Genomic DNA, 17593 nt, shown 5'->3' with positions numbered 1-17593 from the left:
GAATCAGTCTTTCTGATCGCGCAGCACATTGCCCGATGCACCGTCGATGCGGAATTCGTAAACCACGCCGTCGGCCTTGCGCCCTTCACCTTTCCAGTAACCGTCGTTGTCGGCTTCAATTTCGTAGACCTCGACATACCCGGCCTTGGTTTTCACGATTTCGATGGCTTTCTCGATGGTGACCCAGCCAGCCCCGGGCCTGTCAGCCAATGCAGCACCGGCGCTCAGCAAACTGGCAGTGGCAATCAGTGCAGCAAACGTGTTTTTGATCATTTTTTCACTCCATTTGTGGATAGTAGTCATTGGCGTCCTGCTTTTTGGGTGCCTGAGCGAAAAATAAGTTCCACTTTGATGGGTAAATGCCATGACCGATGTTCTCGGCAACTTCCCGCAAAGGTTAGAATGTGCGAAATCAGGACGAGTCAATGACCCAAGACACTCTCTCGGAAGCCGAATACGATGCGATCACCGATGCCGCTGCGCACTGGTGCATGCGTCTGCACGCCGCGGATTGCACGGAAGAAGAACGTCGCGCATTCATACAATGGCACGATGCTCATCCGCTGCATGCGTTCGAGTATGAAGCCATGCTGGAAATCTGGGACGTCGCCGAACATCTGCCACGCCCGGAATCCGCACCGCTTGTGCCGCTTCAGCAACCGTCCCGTTCGTTGCGCCAGTACGCAATAGCGGCCGGTGTCTGCGCGCTCGCGTTACCGCTGGCGGCCTACACCGGATGGAATCTGGGCTGGGTACCCGACAGTTATGAGCACCTGCGTGCCACCGACAACGTGCGTCAGGTCACGCTGAGCGATGGCAGTCAGATCGAGTTGAATCTGAACACTGATTTGACCTTCAGCAATTACAAGGACGAACGACGAGTCACGTTGAAAAAAGGCGAGGTGTTCTTCAACGTCAGTCACGACGCCTCGCACCCGTTTGTCGTGCGAGCGGGCGAAGGCAATATTCGAGTGACCGGTACGCGCTTCAACGTATGGCTGTATGAAGACCAGGTACGTGTCAACCTGATCGAAGGTTCTGTGCTGGTGACGAGTAATCGCGCATTGCCAGGCGAAGGCCTGCGTCTGGGGCCGTCCATGCAGGCGCGTTACAAACCGGGCGACTACATGCCGCAGATCAGCCAGACCTATCCCAACGATACTTCGCTGGCCTGGCGCAACGGCAAACTGGTGCTGGACAATCTGGCGCTCAATGAAGCCCTGCCCCTGATCAACCGCTACCTCGACAGACCCTTGATGCTCGCCGACAACAGCACAGGTTCGATCAGGGTGGGCGGCATCTACAACATCAAGGAGCTGAACAACCTGGCCAACTCCCTGCCCAAGGTCTTGCCCGTCTACCTCACGCGCAACAAGGAAGGCAACCCAGTGATCAACCCGATGCCAAAACAACCTCCAAAAAGCTGAAGGCCGCGCCCCTGGAGGGATGCGGCCTTCCTGTTCTCAGTTCACGCTGCAGTTCACTGCGCGGCTACTTTCCCCGCCTTGTCCAACGCCTCGCGAATGGTCTGCACCTGATACTGCGGATCGGCCTTGATCTGCTGCTCGGTGAATGGCAACACACTCCATTGTTTCTTCGAAAAGGCCTCGGTCTGATCCCGCGAATACTTCGATGCCGGATCGCTCGACAGCGAAAACGCCAGCAGGCCCTGCGCGTGCGGCCCTTTTTCGTCGAACGTCACCACTTGCAGGTAGCTGGTACCGCTGACCACCTCAAGCTTGCCGTCCTCGCGGGGCACGCTCTGGATGGCGTTGTAGATCCCCAGCTTACCCGGCCCGCCATGGATCGGTGTCTGTTGCCCGCCACTGCTGACCACCTGGATATCGCCCCAGCGGGTTTGCGGTGTGAGGCCCATCTTGTTCGTCGCTTCGACCGAAGCCAGCATCGCCTCTCGCAGCGACTGTGCCACGGCCGGCTGCTCGACCGCGAGACCACGCGGGGTGTGTTGCGCGTCTTTCGGATCGAAAGCGACGCGCCAGATATCCGCTGAATCCTGAATTGCCTGCATGATGTTCTGGAAATGCACCAGACCCAGACCCGAGTCCAGATTGGCGCGACCGTCCCATTCCTTGAGACTGGTGCAGACCGGTTTCAGAGTCCTGGCATCGGCGCCAAGGTCAGCGGCGCAGAACTTCAGCAGATCCGGCACGACCTGGGCCGCCAGATACACCTTATCGTCCATGACCATCTGCTGCAGGTCCTTCACTCGCAGCGGACCTTTTTTACTCAGGCTGCCCAGGCGATCCAGCGCAAACCGCGAACGCATGCCCAACGGTTGACCGTCCTGACTGATCAGTGGCGAGAAGCCAGTGAGCGGCTGCGCCGGGTTGACCAGCCACGCGGAATCGTTGGAGTGCTGGATGAAATCCTTGCGCAGCAGTTGCGGCAGCTGGCTCGATGCATAAATGCCCTTCTGTGCAGCTTGCGGGTCGACGTCCCAGGCGCAGGCGCTGTTGGAACCGTCGAGCAGAATCATCTTTGTGCCGGCGCGCGGGTCACTGCACTTGGCCAGTTTCTCGGCGTTGACGTTGGGCACCACCGACAGATTCATGTACAGCGTCTGGCCCTTGTCATCCACGGCGAGGGTATTGACCCACGGGATACCCTGGATCTTGTGCACCGAGTCCTGCAGTTGCTCAAGCGAGGAAGCCTGGTTCATCGCATACCACTGCGTCAGCACGCGATCATTGTCGAGGTTGGCATCGCGCAGGCTGTAAGCGAACTGATTATTCCAGTCGAGCTTGCCGGGCCACTGCACCACCGGGCCGAACTGCGAGCTGTAAATATCGTGCGCTACGGGCACTACCTGACCATCGGCTTGCTTGACCTGGACAGTCACCGTCTGTTTGCTCATCGGCAAGGATTTGCCGTCGAGCAGATAACGCGTCGGATCTTTCGGGTCCAGTTGCAGACGATACAGCGTGAAGTGCTTCGAGGAATCGACCGTGTGGGTCCAGGCCACGTGCTGGTTAAAACCGATATTGATCATTGGCAGGCCCGGCAAGGCTGCGCCCATGACATCCAGCTTGCCGGGAATGGTCAGATGCATCTGATAGAAACGCATGGCGCCGACCCACGGAAAATGCGGGTTGGCCAGCAACATGCCGCGACCGTTGAAAGAACGCTCGCTGCCCACCGCCAGGGCATTGCTGCCACGATCGAGGGCAAAGCGCTGCTGGCGTGTATCAGCCAGCTGAAAGGCCTGTTCGTCCTGTACAAGCTGCGCAGTCGCCTGCGGCGGTGTGGCGCCCGCCAAGGCTTCGGCGAACTGTCCGACACCCCCTTCAACCAACAGTCGACGGGTCAACTTGACCAGGTCCGCCGAAGTGATATCGCGAACCCACTCACCCTGACATTGCTGCGGCAGGCCTTGCTGGCGTCGCTCGGCGAGATAGTGGTTATAACCGGCAGCGTAACCTTCGACCAGATCACGTACCTGGGCCGGTTGCGCCTGCCAGAAGGTGTGGACCGCTTCGGGGGGATTGAGCCAGGTGAAGAAGACGTCGCTGACACGGTTCGGGCGAGCTTCGACAGTCATCTGGTCCGGGCCGAAATAGCGCGAACGCAGGCCGTTGACCGTGACGATCTCGTTGGCCAACAGGCAGAGATTGTCCTGTGCATAGGCATAACCGATACCAAAGCCCAGGCCTCGTTCATCTTGGGCACGGATATGCGGTACGCCAAAACCGGTACGACGGATTTCGGTGCCGGTCTCGGCCGATGAACTCGGGCTGAAGGCATGGGCTGACACGCTGAATCCGAGAAACACACCGGCGAAGGCCAGTCCGGTCAATCGTCTGGAAAGAATGGTCACTGTAACTCCTGATCGAATATCAAAACCTGAGGGCACAACGCATCCGTGCGCAGGGAGACTCCACAGGTAACGAAGATCAGGGAAAAAGATTTACCGCAACTCACCGCAATTTGCGCCGCAATCACGGAGAGAAGACAAATCGGCGACAAATTTTCTACATTTTTTCTTTCATGATTTGTCGTGCTGAAACGTCTTGTTTAGAGAGAGCAAGAAAACCCTTTCCCGATCAGGCTCTGAAAAGGAGTAATCGCATGTACAACTCGCAACTACCAATGGACGGTAGCCAGGCCCCCCAAGGAGCTTCCATGAGCCCCCACGCGAGCGATTTCGGGCAACGTGGCGAGCGTCACGGTAACGAACGCATTCGCCTGTTGCTGAAGAGTTTCGGTCTGCGCACCAGCCTGATTCGCCTGAAAGTCATCGATGCACTGCTGGTGGCAGCGCAAAGTGACCGTCGCCTCGGGGTGCGCGGCGTCCACAGCCAATTGCTGGATCTGGATATTCCGCTGTCCTTCCTCAGCGTGCGCGAAGTGCTCAAGCGTTTGTGCGCCGAAGGTGTGATCACCTTCAATGCGGACAAGAGCTACAGCCTGCATCCACAGGCTGCTGCTGTCCTCAACAACGATTGAAACGTGTAACGAACGCCGTCAGGGCTTGACCTTGCGGCGCATCACGCCGTTGATCACCACCACGACCACCGCCACACCGATGGCGATGTATTGAAAGGTCTTTTCATCGATCTTCCCGGCGTTTTGCAGCCAGGACAGACCGAGCATGATCGCCAGTACGGACACGGCGATCACAATCGAATAAATCAAGCGTTGCTTCTGGGTCATTACGGTTTCCTGAAACTTTGGAATGTATCCGGTTTGTATCCGCTTGCATGCCATGCGCTTACCGTTTTACGGGGATGCGCCGTGACAAACGGGGTCTCATGTTACAGCCGATGAAGAGTTTTGGCTTCATGACGGCATCACCATGAGGACTTTTCAAATGTTGCGTCGAATCACCTGGCTGATTCCCGTTCTAACCCTGCTGACCTTGAGTGGATGCATCATCTTCCCCCACGGCGGTTGGCATGATGACCACCACCGTTACGACCGGGGAGGCCCTGCCTACTACCAGCATCGTTAGTGGTGAATACTTCGCCCTGCCCGCTCGCCCATGATGCACCCTGCGTCCACTTCGTTAGTTCACTCAGATAAACAATGCCCGCCCCTGTGCGGGCATTATTTATTCCATCGGCCTTAAACCTCATTGATCCTTTTCTGTTTTTGGATCCAATCAATACGCTGCAAGCATTTGAAATTTAATGTCTTAGCAAACAACTAGGTCAGCCACTTGGCTAGCTCTAGTCTCTGCATGCCTTTTTCAACACACACTGACAAGGATGTGTATGCAGAGAACACTTATAACAATCGGGCCGCGCCAGGTTATCGGATTTTGTCTGGCACTGACTGCGTTTGAACTGCTGACGTATATGGCCAGTGACTTGGTCATGCCGGCCATGCTGGACGTCACGACAGAACTCCAGGCCGACATTCGACATGTTCCCAATGCCTTCAATCTCTATTTGCTGGGGGGCATCTGCCTGCAATGGTTGATGGGGCCGCTCTCCGATCGTTGGGGGCGACGACGCCTGTTACTGATCGGGTGTGCAATATTCGGGGTGGCCTGTTTGGCCGCTTTTGCCGCTCATAGCATTGAAGCTTTCAATCTGCTGCGCCTGATACAGGGTATGGGACTGGGCTTCGTCATTTCGGTCAGTTATCCGGCACTGCAGGAAGTGTTCTGCGAGGCTGACGCCGTACGTCTCATGGCCTTGCTCGGCAATGTCGCGCTGCTGTCACCGTTGCTGGGGCCGTTGCTGGGCAGCCTGCTTCTGGAATGGCTGAGCTGGCGCGAGTTGTTTCTGGCGTTAGGCCTTGTCGCAGCGATGGTCTGGCTCGGGCTCTACGCCTGGATGCCGGAAACCGTAGGCGTCATACGTCGAGATGGCCAGCATCAGGCCGCGATACCTTTTTCCTTGAAACGTACGCGACAGCGCTACCTTGCCCTGCTCGGCAATCGCCGGTTCTTCGGTGCGAGCCTTGCGTTAGGGCTGATGACTCTCCCCCTGATCGCCTGGATCGGGCTGTCGCCGATCCTGCTGATCCAGTTGCTGGGCCATACGCCACTGGAATACGGGCTGTGGCAGATACCGATTTTCTCCGCCGTCATCGTCGGCAACCTGATTCTCAACCGTTTACTGCTCACTCACGCCTTGCCCGAGTTGATCAGGATCGGCCTCTGGCCGCTGTGCATGGGGCTCGTGGCGTTGCTCGGTTGCGCATTATTGGCTGCCGGCCCCGTACCGGTGGTGGCCAGTCTGGCGCTCTACGGCGTCGGACTGGGCATCTGCAACGCCACGCTGTATCGACTGGCGCTGTTCTGTACCGAGGATAGCAAAGGGCTGGTCTCGGCCATGATCGGCATGATCTCCATTGCCGTCATGGGTCTCGGCGCCTCACTCATTGCCACGATCGGCGGCGGCACACGCCTTGAATTCTTTGCGCTCTTGTCCGCCCTCGCTGGCCTGACATGCCTGCCCTTGCTGCACGGGTTCTTGCAAGACGCCAAAGCCGCCTCTACCAAAGCTCAATAAAGGAATATTGATGATTCACTTACCCTCAAGCGACGCCCTCTGTGCGTTGCCACGTCCTTACTGCCAAGACTCCGTACCCCCGGGGTTGTTCGACCGGGCCATGGCCGAAATCAGCCGGTTTCACTGCCAGCAAACACCCGGCTATGAAGCCTGGCTCAATGCCAGCGGACTGCACCTCAATGATCTCGACATTCTCGATGACTGGTCACGATTGCCCCCTGTCTTCGCCAATTTTTTCAAACAGCGACTGTTGCTCAGCAGCGTCGGCGAGGACGCACTGGAATTGACATCCTCCGGCACCAGCGGACAGAAAAGCCGTATGCGTTACGACGAACGCAGTCTGGCTGGCGCGCAATGGATGGTTGCGCAGATATTTCGGCATTACGGTTGGGACACCCCGGATACGCCCTGCAACTACTTGCTGCTGAGCTACGAGCCACAAGGCCGGATCACCCTGGGCACCTCGTTCACCGATCAGTTCCTGTGCCGTTTCGCCCCGGCCAACCGCGTGGTCTACGCCTTGCGCAGCACTGGCGAGGGTCATCAGTTTGACGTTTTCGGCGTCATCAGTGCCTTACAGGCGTTTGCCGAAGAAGGTTTGCCGGTGCGAATCCTCGGCTTCCCGGCGTTCCTGTGGCAGGCCCTGCAACGCATGCAGGCCCTCAGCATGCCAGACCTTGAACTGCCTGCAGAGTCGCTGGTGTTTTTCGGCGGCGGCTGGAAAACCCGGGCCGCCGATGAAATCCCCAAACAGCAGTTGTACAGCGCCATCCGTCGGCAGCTGGGCATTGAAATATCCCGATGCCGCGATGGCTATGGTGCCGTGGAGCATGCTGTGCCTTACATCGAATGTGCCCGGCATCGTTTCCATGTCCCGGTCTACTCAAAGGTGTTCGTACGCAATCCGACGGACTTCTGCGTTCAGACTTATGGCCAGCAAGGCTTGCTCGGATTCGTCTCGCCCTACATTTCGTCCAGTCCTGCGCACTCGGTGGTGATGAGCGATCTGGCAACGCTGCACCCTGGCACGAGTTGCGATTGTGGACTTGCCAGCGACTGGTTCGAACTCCATGGCCGGGCAGGCACCACGGCCGGCAGAAGCTGTGCAATGGCGGCCGCGCAATTGCTGGGGAGTCATTGATATGTACTTGATCAACGGCCACCTGCACGACGCTGTCAGCTTCGACGAAGCGCTTGCCTGCCTTCACGCCGATCTGGCGCAACACCTCGCTACCCCGCTGCAAAGCAGCACAGTCATCCACGCTGCCACTCACTTCGCAGAACGACTGCGCAGCGCAGATCCCGCGCTGTCACTCGATGCCGAGCAACGCCAGGCATTGATCGACTTCTGCGAACCGCAGGCGTTACACAGCAAACTGCTGCGCGAACTCGGCGCTCAGCCCGATTCATTGCGCCGTATCGACTATCGGCAAGCACGTTTCGAACGCTGGAGCCCGCTTGGCCTGGTGGTCCACATTACGCCGGGCAACGCGCCGTTGCTGGCGTTCTGCGCGGTGCTGGAAAGCCTGCTGGCCGGCAACGTCAACTGGTTGCGCCCCAGCAGCAGCGATCAAGGGCTGACCGCCCGCCTGCTCAGCGCCTTGCTGCACTGCGATCCGAGCGGCCAACTGGCCGGTTATATCGCAGTACTGCCGGTGAGTACGGCGCAAATCACATCATTGTGCAAACACGCCAATGGCGTCGCGGCCTGGGGTGGTGAAGCGGCCCTGCAAGCGATTCGCCAACAGATTCCGGCCGGGTGTCGCTGGATCGACTGGGGACACCGCATCAGCTTCGTCTATCTGACGCCCGATGCAGCCACCCCGGAGAATCTGGACGCCGTGGCTGACGAAGTCTGTCGGCTGGATCAGCAGGCCTGTTCCAGCCCGCAATGGTTGCTGGTGGACAGTGACGATCCGCAGGTACTGCGCGAGATCGGGCAAGGCTTGTCTGCCGCCCTCGAACGGCGCGCCGGGCATTGGCCGGCACTGTTGCCGACGCTGCAAGAGGCCGCGCAAATCACCACGCACATGCAAATGGCACGGCTGGGGCACAGCTTCGCCGAGCAGACCGGGGATATCTGGCACGCACCAGGCTGGCAGGTGATCTGGACGCATGAACGCCAACTCACGCCCTCACCGTTGTTTCGCAGCGTACTGCTGCATCCGGTGCCCCGGGCATTGATCACCGACACGTTGCTGCCATGGCGCAATGTCCTGCAAAGCTGTGCGCTGCTGTGCGGCGACAGCCAAATCAGCGAGCTGGCACGCACATTGATCGCTGCGGGTGTCACGCGAATCACGCAGGTTGCTGGCATCCACGAGGGCTATGACGGCGAACCCCATGACGGCGTCTATGCGTTGCAGCGGCTCAGCCGACGCGTCTCGGCCAGCTTGCCCAGCGGCGTGCTTTCCAACCACGCCACCCTTGATCAGCCATCTGAGCCGACAACGTTGTACGGGCAGCCAATCATGGACAAGGCAGCTTTCACTGCTCAGCCGCTGAACGCTTCGGCGCAATTGTACTTTCGCTCTGGAGGCAGCAGTGGCTCGCCGGCACTGTCGGTCTATAGCTACCAGGACTTTCACCGGCAGATGCGTGCCACGGCTGACGGTTTGTTCGCCGCCGGCCTGGATCCGGCGCGTGACCGGGTGATGAACCTGTTCTTTTGTGGCGGGCTATACGGCGGGTTTCTCAGCTTTGCCAAAGTGCTCGAGTTGCTCGACATCACGCACCTGCCGATGGCCGCACCGTCCGATGACGACTACCGGGAAATCGCCGAGCTGATCATCAGTCAGCGGGTGACGGTGTTGATCGGTATGCCCAGCACGCTGCATCGGCTGTTCCTTGATGAACGGCCACGGTTACAAGCTTACGGCGGGGTCGAAAAGGTTTTTCTCGGCGGCGAGCATCTCAGTGAACACAGCCGCGACTTGCTGCGCAGTTGTGGTGTTTCCAGCATCCGCTCGGCGATCTACGGCAGTGTCGACGCCGGGCCGCTCGGCCACGCCTGCGAGGCCACGGGCGATGGCGTTTTTCATTTGATGAATGACACCCAGCATCTGGAAATCGTGGCACTGGACAGCGATCAACCTGTGGCCGGCGATCAGGTCGGCCGCTTGCTGTTCACATCGACCGCACGCCAGGCCCAGAACGTTGCGCGCTATGACATAGGCGACACCGGTCGCTGGTTGTCAGGCCCCTGCCCCTGCGGGCTGACATCGCCGCGCTTCGAGCTGCTGCAGCGCCACGGCAAGCTGATCCGTATCGGCACCGACTTCATTTCATTGAGCGAATTGGCGCTGCACCTGCAGGTGCCATTTCAACTGCGGCTGGATCATGCCGACGATGGCCTCGAACGTATGCGCGTGTGTAGCGAACTGAAAACGGCCGACGCGCAGGAACGGCTGTCCGGTTACTTGACCTTGGCGACCCTTGTCGAGACCGGTCTGTTGATCGTGGAGTTCGAAGTCTGCGCAATCGAAAACTTCATCCGAAACGCACACAGCGGCAAGACGCCGATATTGATTGATTCACGGCGCTGACACTTTCTGCGTTCGATCTGACAACTATAAAAAGGGTGACCTATTGAAAACTTCTGAACCGCTGAACGAGTTGATCACTTTCGCTCGTCAGCATTCGCCGTTCTATGCGAGACATCTGGCAGATGTACCCCATGAAGTAACTTCACTGATGCAACTGCCGCTGATTGAGCCTCTTGCTTATTGGCAAAACAGTCAGTCACTGGATCTTTGGCCGGTATTGACCGCGACCCGCGAGCGAGCACTGGTATTCAAAACCGGTGGTTCCACCAGCGCCGGAAAGCTCTCTGTGTATACCCAGCGCGAGTGGCGTCGTTTGGTAACCGAGTTCGGCACAAGCCTCAGCTCGCAGTTCAAACCGGGTGATCGGGTAGCCAATCTGTTCTTCGCCGGCGACTTGTATGCCAGCTTCCTGTTCATCCACGATTCATTGGCGCATGTCGCCGTGAATATCACCGAGTTCCCTTTCACCGGCGACGTCGACTCATGTGTTCTGGCGCAATCAATCGAGCAGCACCGGATCAATGTGCTGGCAGGTCTGCCCGCCCACCTGCTGACGTTCGCCGAATGGCTCAAACGCCGGGAGCAGACAATACCCGGCATCGACACCCTTCTGTATGGCGGTGAAAGCCTGTTCGCGTCGCAGCGCGAACTGCTCGAACGAGCGTTCCCCCATGCGCGCATTGCTTCGATCGGTTACGCCAGCGTCGATGCGGGCTTCATTGGCAGCAGCCAGCGCGACTGTGAGGAAGGCGAGCATCGCATGCATGAGCACCACGCTCTGCTGGAGATCATTGATGAACACTCCGGCGAAGTCATCGAGACCTGCGATCGCACCGGTTTGTTGGTGTTGACCAATCTCGACCGGCGCTTGATGCCGCTGATTCGCTACCCGGTTGGCGACCTGGCCTGTTGGCGAGAGCCTGTCGGCGCGGCGCAACGCAAATTCGCGCTAAAGGGCCGTAGCGCCAGCAGTCAACGCGTTCGCGTGGGAATTGTGTCACTGATACCGGAAGACATCGGCCAGATGACCCGAAGCATTGCCGCCAGCGATGACTGGCAACTGGTCATTGAACAGTCCGGGCACAGGGATGTGCTGAAGCTGAGATGGGTGGCGACCGCGCAATCTCCTGCCACGATCGAGGTCGATCGACAGCTGAAAACCGAGTTGATCGCGCGTTACCCGTTGATCGCGCAATTGCAGACCGATCACCTGTTGGCCCTGCACATCGAGTGCTGCTCGTTTGAGGATCTGCCGCGCCACCCCCGTTCGGGCAAATGCCTGCGCGTGCTCGATCTGCGCTGCTATGGAGCGAGAAACAAGGAGGTGCCGGATGGAACCGTTGATTCTGCGTAACTATCGCGACAGCGATGCCGAGGCCGTCAGTGTGCTGTTCCGTCAGGTGTACGGCGACCATTACGTGCAACCCCATGTCTACCTGCCGCACATGATCAGCCAGAACCACGCTGACAAACGCTGGCACTCGCTGGTCGCGGTGACCGGCGAGCAGATCTGCGGGCACGCCACACTGTTTCGCGACACCCACTCACCCATCGCGGAACTGGCCCTGAGCGTGGTTCACCCTGATACCCGGGGCCAAAATATTGCCACCCGCCTGGGCGAGCAACTGCTGACTCACGCACAGGCGCTGGGCTGTCACAACGTATCGATCAAGCAAGTGACTCATCATCCGTATACGCAGCGGATGGCTATCAACCTGGGTTTTCAAAACACCGGATTGCTGCCCGATTACGTCCCATCGCCATTCGGCAGCCCGGCGCCAGAGTCGATCGTTGTGGGTTGCCGCATGATCGACGGCTATCGCCGCCCGCTGCCCCGACAGTCCTGGCCAGACAGTTGCCGGAACTTCATGCAGCATTTATGTCAGGCTTTCGGTACGCAGGAACGAACCAGTCGCTGGCATGGTGCAGCGATTCGTCTGGAGCAACACGCTAACCGTTATGACATGTACCTCAAGCATCTGCGGCCCGCCCTGCTTGAACAGATACGCCAATTGCCCCGGCACTGGCTGATTTCGATCCGGCTCAGACTGTCACAGCAATTCGCCTGGGACCTGAGCAGGCTCGCGGCGGTAGGATTTGTGTTTACCGGGCTGGCACCCGCCGAAGGCAAGGAAGGGGGATGGCTGGCACTGTTTCACCGAGGTTACCGGCTGCGCGGGTTGACACTGCAATGCCCGCACATGCAGCAGTTACATGATCAGGCTCAGCAGCAACTCGCCCTGCACCTGAGCGAAACGCCGCGGTGACTTGAACGCATCGTGGGTCGTGCGAAATGACCCGCGCAATTTGAGCGGGTCATTTTCTGTAGCCTCAAGCCGTGGCTTTAATGCCGTCTTTAGGGGGAAGCGGCGCGTTGCCGTCGCCGTAAATCTTGAGGTTTTGCAGAACGTAGATCGCTTTTTTGAATTCAGGGATCAGGCTCTTGCCGTACGCGTTGCCATTGAGACCATTATTCTGGATCGCATCGAGCTGAGTCGCGAAATACTCCAGTGCGTTGAATTTGACATCAATGTCTTTGGTCACGCCGAAACGGTCGAACTTGTCGCCGGCATTCATCAGCGTGAAAGAGGTGATCTCCGAGATCAGCCCTCGGCTGCGCAGCATGGCGCTGAGGTTGCCCATTTGCTTGACCGAGACATTAGTCGGATCGAAGCCCTTGATATTCTTGCGCAGGCCTTGCTTGTCCATTTCGGCGACATTCAAGGCATTTGGATCGTTACCGACCATGGTGAGCATCTGCTGCACCTTGATACTTTGAGACACCTGTTTCTTCGCGCCGGTATTGCGCACCATGACGCCAGCCTTGCTCTCCCAACCGCCGACAATACCGATTGTCATGAGAAAACTCCCTGTGAAATAAACATGAAATGTCCTTTGTTGAACCACTCGGATGCCGGGGAGTATCTACCGGCCACGTAATGGCACCCAACCTTTTCATGCATTTTTTTACAATTCTCGTACATTCTCGATACAAACCAGCAATGCCCATGGATGCTGGCTTGCGAGGCGCCCGTTACACGCTTTCGAAAAGATTTTGCGCCCTGACAGACGCGTGAGTCAGCTCCATGTATCAACGCCGATACTGACCAGTCGTCAGCGCGCGCCTTTTTAGTACGCCTGTACCTCAAGCTTCCCGACGTAGCGACGATACGTTAGGGACACCCGCACTGTTTTACCCCGCCCCTAATAAGAATCGCAGCTCAAGGACCGGTTTCCATGCCCGCATTCCGCACTATTCAGGCTCGTTACACGCTGTTTCTGGTTCTGTTCATCCTGTTGCTGTCGGTACTGACCGTGGTCGGCATCAGCCAACTGGTCGCCCCCAAACTGCGTCACACCGAAGAACAGGTAGTGCTCAACCGTATCGCTGAGGTTGCCGAGCAGATTCAGGGCGAACTCAACAAGGTTCAGGCGCAACAGCGCAGCATCACCCAGACCATCCCGTTACTCGACAGCGCAGCCATCGACGCGGTGTTGCCGGGGCTGGTGGATCAGTACGGCGAGCTGAAGGTATTCGGCGGCGGGATCTGGCCGCTGCCGGGGCAGCGTGAGGCCGGACGCAACAAGTTCAGCACCTTCTGGCACCGCGACGCCTCGGGCAAACTGGCGGTGAACACGTTCTGGAACAGCGACGCGGCGCCCAACTATTACGACCAGAGCTGGTACAAGGGTGGCATGGCCACACCACGCGGTCAGTGCGCATGGGCAGCGGCTTACAAGGACGACGCCAGCGCCGAACCGCGCACCAACTGCGCCATGGCGATCCAGAAAAACGGTAACGCCTGGGGTGTTTCGACCATCGACGTGACCCTCGGCTTCTTCAATGATCTGGTGGCGCGCAAGGAGAAAGACCTCAACGCCGAAATGCTGATCATCGAAGCCGACGGCAAGATCATCAGTAACAGCTCGCGCATCAGTGGCCCGATCGTGCTGAAGAACATCAGCGAACTGGCCGGCACGTCGACGTTCGCCAGCCAGGTAAAAAACGGCCTGCAGAACCGTGATCAGGCGCAGCGCATCGAGTTCGACAACAACGGTGAAGCCAGCACCTTCTTCATGCGTCCGATTGAAGGTACGCCTTGGTTCCTCGCCACCGCCCTGCCGACGAAAATGCTCACGGCGCAACGTGATGACGTCCTCAGCACCTTGAGCCTGTTGCAGATTCCGCTGGTGATTCTGCTGGTGCTGTTGCAGGTCTATGCGATTCGCCAGTTGGTGCAGCGCATGAAAGCGTTGAAAGCCAACATTGACTTGCTGTCCAGCGGCGATGCCGATCTGACCCGACGCATCACCATCCGCGCTGAAGACGAACTCGGCGCGATCGGACACTCGGTCAACACCTTCATCGCCTATCTGCAGAACATGATCGGCGAAGTCACCCAGGCCACGGGGGCCATGGCGTCGAGCCTCGACAACCTGCAACGCACCTCGGCCCACACCAGCCAGATCCTGCTGCGTCACGCCTCGGAAACGGATCAGACCGTTACGGCGATTACCGAAATGAGTTCAACCGCCGAGAGCGTCGCGCAAAACGCCGCCGAGACCGCTGCGTTTACACAGCGCGCCAACGAAAACGCCGACCGTTCCCGGGTGGTCGTGGGCGAGGCGACCAACAGTGTGGTGGCGCTGATTGACGAGGTGGCCAGCGCCACACATAAAGTTGAAAACATGCAACAGGATGCACAGCGCATCACCGAGATCCTCGGAGTGATCGGCGCAATTGCCGGCCAGACCAACCTGCTGGCCCTCAACGCGGCCATCGAAGCGGCTCGTGCCGGTGAACAGGGTCGAGGGTTTGCCGTGGTGGCCGACGAAGTCCGCGCCCTCGCCGCCCGGACCCAGGCCAGTACGTCCGAAATCAACGAAATGTTGACTCGCCTGACGCAGGGCGTGAGCTCGTCGGTCAGCGCCATGGAAAACACCCAGGCCAGCTGTCAGTCGGCTGCCGATGCCACTGCCCGGGTCAACTCGGGCCTGGATGAAATGGCCGGCTCGGTCAGCCATATCAACAGCCTCAGCACGCAGATCGCCACCGCCGCCGAGCAGCAAAGCGCCGTGACCGAAGAGATCAACCGCAGCATGGTGCAGATCCGTCATATGGTTGATGAGCTGGTGCAGAGCGGCAAGGCCAGCGAACTGAATACCCATCAGTTACTTGAAGCCAATAGCCGGGTGAGCGCGATCATGGGACGTTTCAAAGTCCGCTGATCTCTGCTTCCCACAAGGGTTTTCTGCCCGACAGATACCCCTTGTGGGAGCGAGCTTGCTCGCGAAAGTAACCTGCCAGTCGCTGCTTCAGTGTCTGAATGACCGCATTCGCGAGCAAGCTCGCTCCCACAGGGCCATACCATCGCCAGATGTGGCCACCTGACAACTTTGTCATCTCGCGCTCAGCAACCTGACAGCCTTGATCTACGATCATCCTGCCAGCCTGCCTTGCAACAACTGGAAACATTGCGTTGATGCCTGGCGGAAAAAACCGTTCAAAATGCGTTCTTTTCTGATCGTCAGCCGAGCCGAGAATCCGTTATGCGAACCCATCTGCGTCTGGTCGCCCTGAGCGCCCTGTTCATTTCTTCCATGGCGCAAGCCGCCGACCTGATCCCGATCGAAGTGCACCGCGACGCCAATTGCGGTTGCTGCAAAAAATGGATTAGCCATCTAGAAGCCAACGGTTTCAAAGTCGAAGACCACGTCGAAAGCGACATGAGCAGCTTCAAGCAACAACATGGCATACCGCCGCGTCTGGCGTCGTGCCACACCGCGATCATCAACGGCAAATTCGTCGAAGGCCACGTGCCGGCGGAGCAGGTCCTGGCCCTGAGCAAGCGTGACGATCTGCTCGGCGTCGCCGCACCGGGTATGCCGATGGGTTCGCCGGGCATGGAAATGGACGGCATGAGCGATGCCTATCAAGTGATCGGCCTGAAAAAGGACGGCGCTGACGTTGTCGTGGCGGACTACCCGGCCCATTGATCGGCGCCGCTTACTTCGGGCTGTTCTTTGCCGCGTTCGGTGCGGCCACCTTGTTGCCGTTGCAGTCCGAGGCAGTGCTGGTCGGTTTGATCGTCAGCGAGCGTTACTGGCTGTGGGGCCTGCTTGCGGTGGCGACGCTGGGCAATGTACTCGGTTCGCTGGTCAACTGGTGGCTGGGCCGTAGCATCGAGCGCTTTCAGGATCGACGCTGGTTTCCGGTCAGCCCCGCGCACATGGCCAGGGCGCGCAAACACTATGAGCGCTACGGGCATTGGTCATTGCTACTGAGCTGGTTGCCGATCATTGGCGACCCGCTCACGCTGATTGCCGGCGTCATGCGCGAACCGCTCGGGCGCTTTCTGGTGATTGTCACTCTGGCCAAAGGTGCCCGTTATGGCGTGCTGGCCATGCTGACGCTGGGCTGGCTGGGTTGAACGTTCGGGCGCGGGCATTGCCTGTGTTTAACGTCGGCATAATCCAGCCGTTCCAGCATCGGCCGATTTCAAACGGAGTTTGACCTTATGTCTGTCACGTTTTCCCGTTGGCTCCCATCCCTGCTCCTCTGCGCCGCCCTGCCCCTGTCAGCTCAGGCTGCCACGACAGGCGAAGCCGCGCCGGAAGGCCCGGCCTACGGCCCGGAACTGCAAGGTTTCGAGTACCCCTACACGCTCAAGCACTTTGCGTTTCAGTCTCAGGGCAAATCCCTGCAGATGGGTTACATGGACGTTGCCGCCCACGGCAAGGCCAACGGCCGCACCGTGGTGCTGATGCACGGCAAGAATTTTTGCGCAGCCACTTGGGACAGTTCGATCAAGGCCTTGAGCGAGTCCGGTTACCGGGTGATCGCGCCGGATCAGATCGGCTTCTGCACCTCCAGCAAACCTGACAACTATCAGTACAGCTTTCAGCAACTGGCGACCAACACTCAGCAGTTGCTCAAAGCACTGGGCATTCAGAAATCCACGTTGCTCGGCCACTCCACCGGCGGCATGCTCGCCACCCGTTATGCCTTGTTGTTCCCTGAACAGGTCGAACAATTGGCACTGGTCAACCCGATCGGTCTGGAAGACTGGAAAGCCCTTGGTGTGCCCTATCGCACGGTGGATCAGTGGTATCAACGTGAACTCAAGGTCAGCGCCCAAGGCATTCGTGAATACGAGCGCACCACCTACTACGATGGCCGCTGGAAACCGGAATTCGACCGTTGGGTCGATATGCTCGCCGGCCTGAGCAAGGGGCCGGGCAAGACCCAAGTCGCGTGGAACTCGGCGCTGATCTACGACATGATTTTCACTCAGCCGGTGTACTACGAGTTCAAGGACCTGAAGATGCCGACCCTCCTGCTGATCGGCACATCCGACACTACGGCCATCGGCAAGGACCTCGCGCCACCTGAAGTGAAAGCGAAAATCGGCCACTATGAAGTGCTCGGCAAACAAGTGGCCAAGCTGATCCCGCAGTCGATGCTGGTGGAGTTTCCCGGCATGGGCCACGCGCCGCAAATGGAAGAACCGGCGCAGTTCCACAAAGCTCTGCTCGACTGGCTGAATACATCCAATCCGGTTCGTTGAT

Annotated in this window: 15 protein-coding genes and 2 pseudogenes; 13 read left to right on the top strand and 4 right to left on the bottom strand. The window is 58.7% G+C overall.

All coding sequences use genetic code 11. The features are described 5' to 3' along the window. Window positions 1–3: 3 nt before the first annotated feature. Entirely contained in the window at window positions 4–273 is a 270-nt protein-coding gene (locus HUW52_RS16215; RefSeq protein WP_016985235.1) for a PepSY domain-containing protein, read from the bottom strand. Window positions 274–425: 152 nt separating this feature from the next. On the opposite strand from HUW52_RS16215, the gene HUW52_RS16210 reads away from it, so the two are divergent. Beyond that, entirely contained in the window at window positions 426–1427 is a 1002-nt protein-coding gene (locus tag HUW52_RS16210) for a FecR family protein (RefSeq protein WP_175554245.1), read from the top strand. 53 nt (window positions 1428–1480) lie between these two features. Here HUW52_RS16210 and HUW52_RS16205 read toward each other — a convergent pair whose 3' ends face one another. Beyond that, on the bottom strand, window positions 1481–3835 hold the full coding sequence (locus tag HUW52_RS16205; protein WP_256667835.1) for an acylase: 2355 nt from the start codon (window positions 3833–3835) through the stop codon (window positions 1481–1483). 251 nt (window positions 3836–4086) lie between these two features. Between HUW52_RS16205 and HUW52_RS16200 the strand changes: the two genes are divergently transcribed. After that, window positions 4087–4464 (top strand): fe2+ zn2+ uptake regulation protein, encoded by a 378-nt coding sequence (locus HUW52_RS16200; protein ID WP_016985232.1) that lies wholly within the window; start codon window positions 4087–4089, stop codon window positions 4462–4464. Between the two features lie 18 nt (window positions 4465–4482). On the opposite strand, the gene HUW52_RS16195 is transcribed toward HUW52_RS16200, so the two are convergent. Beyond that, entirely contained in the window at window positions 4483–4671 is a 189-nt protein-coding gene (locus tag HUW52_RS16195; protein ID WP_016985231.1) for a hypothetical protein, read from the bottom strand. 157 nt (window positions 4672–4828) lie between these two features. Here HUW52_RS16195 and HUW52_RS16190 point away from each other — a divergent pair, with 157 nt between their 5' ends. From HUW52_RS16190 to HUW52_RS16165, 6 genes are all read left to right on the top strand, one after another. Next, window positions 4829–4969, top strand: coding sequence for a hypothetical protein (locus HUW52_RS16190; protein ID WP_175554244.1), 141 nt, complete (start codon window positions 4829–4831; stop codon window positions 4967–4969). Between the two features lie 262 nt (window positions 4970–5231). Next, on the top strand, window positions 5232–6479 hold the full coding sequence (locus HUW52_RS16185; protein ID WP_016985229.1) for an MdfA family multidrug efflux MFS transporter: 1248 nt from the start codon (window positions 5232–5234) through the stop codon (window positions 6477–6479). A 10-nt stretch (window positions 6480–6489) separates the two neighbouring features. After that, window positions 6490–7620 (top strand): acyl-protein synthase, encoded by a 1131-nt coding sequence (locus tag HUW52_RS16180; protein ID WP_175554243.1) that lies wholly within the window; start codon window positions 6490–6492, stop codon window positions 7618–7620. 1 nt (window position 7621) lies between these two features. Beyond that, entirely contained in the window at window positions 7622–10024 is a 2403-nt protein-coding gene (locus tag HUW52_RS16175; protein ID WP_175554242.1) for an acyl-CoA reductase, read from the top strand. Window positions 10025–10067: 43 nt separating this feature from the next. Then, window positions 10068–11378, top strand: coding sequence for a phenylacetate--CoA ligase family protein (locus HUW52_RS16170; protein ID WP_175554241.1), 1311 nt, complete (start codon window positions 10068–10070; stop codon window positions 11376–11378). Next, window positions 11356–12291: a GNAT family N-acetyltransferase gene (locus HUW52_RS16165; RefSeq protein WP_016985225.1), complete on the top strand. Its 936-nt coding sequence runs from the start codon at window positions 11356–11358 to the stop codon at window positions 12289–12291. Before HUW52_RS16170 ends, HUW52_RS16165 begins: the two co-directional genes overlap by 23 nt. Before the next feature lie 64 nt (window positions 12292–12355). Here HUW52_RS16165 and HUW52_RS16160 read toward each other — a convergent pair whose 3' ends face one another. Beyond that, window positions 12356–12883 (bottom strand): hypothetical protein, encoded by a 528-nt coding sequence (locus HUW52_RS16160; RefSeq protein ID WP_016985224.1) that lies wholly within the window; start codon window positions 12881–12883, stop codon window positions 12356–12358. Window positions 12884–13261: 378 nt separating this feature from the next. Between HUW52_RS16160 and HUW52_RS30810 the strand changes: the two are divergent. The 5 genes and pseudogenes from HUW52_RS30810 to HUW52_RS16140 form a co-directional block, all read left to right on the top strand. Beyond that, window positions 13262–14392: pseudogene (locus HUW52_RS30810) on the top strand (cache domain-containing protein); the annotation flags it as partial. A 333-nt stretch (window positions 14393–14725) separates the two neighbouring features. Then, window positions 14726–15253 (top strand): annotated as a pseudogene (locus HUW52_RS30805) (methyl-accepting chemotaxis protein); the annotation flags it as partial. Window positions 15254–15574: 321 nt separating this feature from the next. Beyond that, window positions 15575–16021 carry a DUF411 domain-containing protein gene (locus HUW52_RS16150; RefSeq protein ID WP_016985221.1) on the top strand — a complete coding sequence of 149 codons (447 nt, stop codon included), beginning with the start codon at window positions 15575–15577 and terminating at the stop codon, window positions 16019–16021. Beyond that, complete coding sequence (locus HUW52_RS16145; protein ID WP_026000619.1) at window positions 16021–16455, top strand: YqaA family protein; 435 nt, start codon at window positions 16021–16023, stop codon at window positions 16453–16455. Before HUW52_RS16150 ends, HUW52_RS16145 begins: the two co-directional genes overlap by 1 nt. A gap of 87 nt (window positions 16456–16542) precedes the next feature. Beyond that, window positions 16543–17592 carry an alpha/beta fold hydrolase gene (locus tag HUW52_RS16140; protein ID WP_175554240.1) on the top strand — a complete coding sequence of 350 codons (1050 nt, stop codon included), beginning with the start codon at window positions 16543–16545 and terminating at the stop codon, window positions 17590–17592. Window position 17593 lies beyond the last annotated feature (1 nt).

Origin of the sequence: Pseudomonas sp. 43A, from assembly GCF_013363935.1 — a bacterium.
GTDB classification, from domain to species: Bacteria; Pseudomonadota; Gammaproteobacteria; order Pseudomonadales; family Pseudomonadaceae; genus Aquipseudomonas; species Aquipseudomonas crudilactis.
This window is presented reverse-complemented; position numbering and strand designations above follow the sequence as displayed.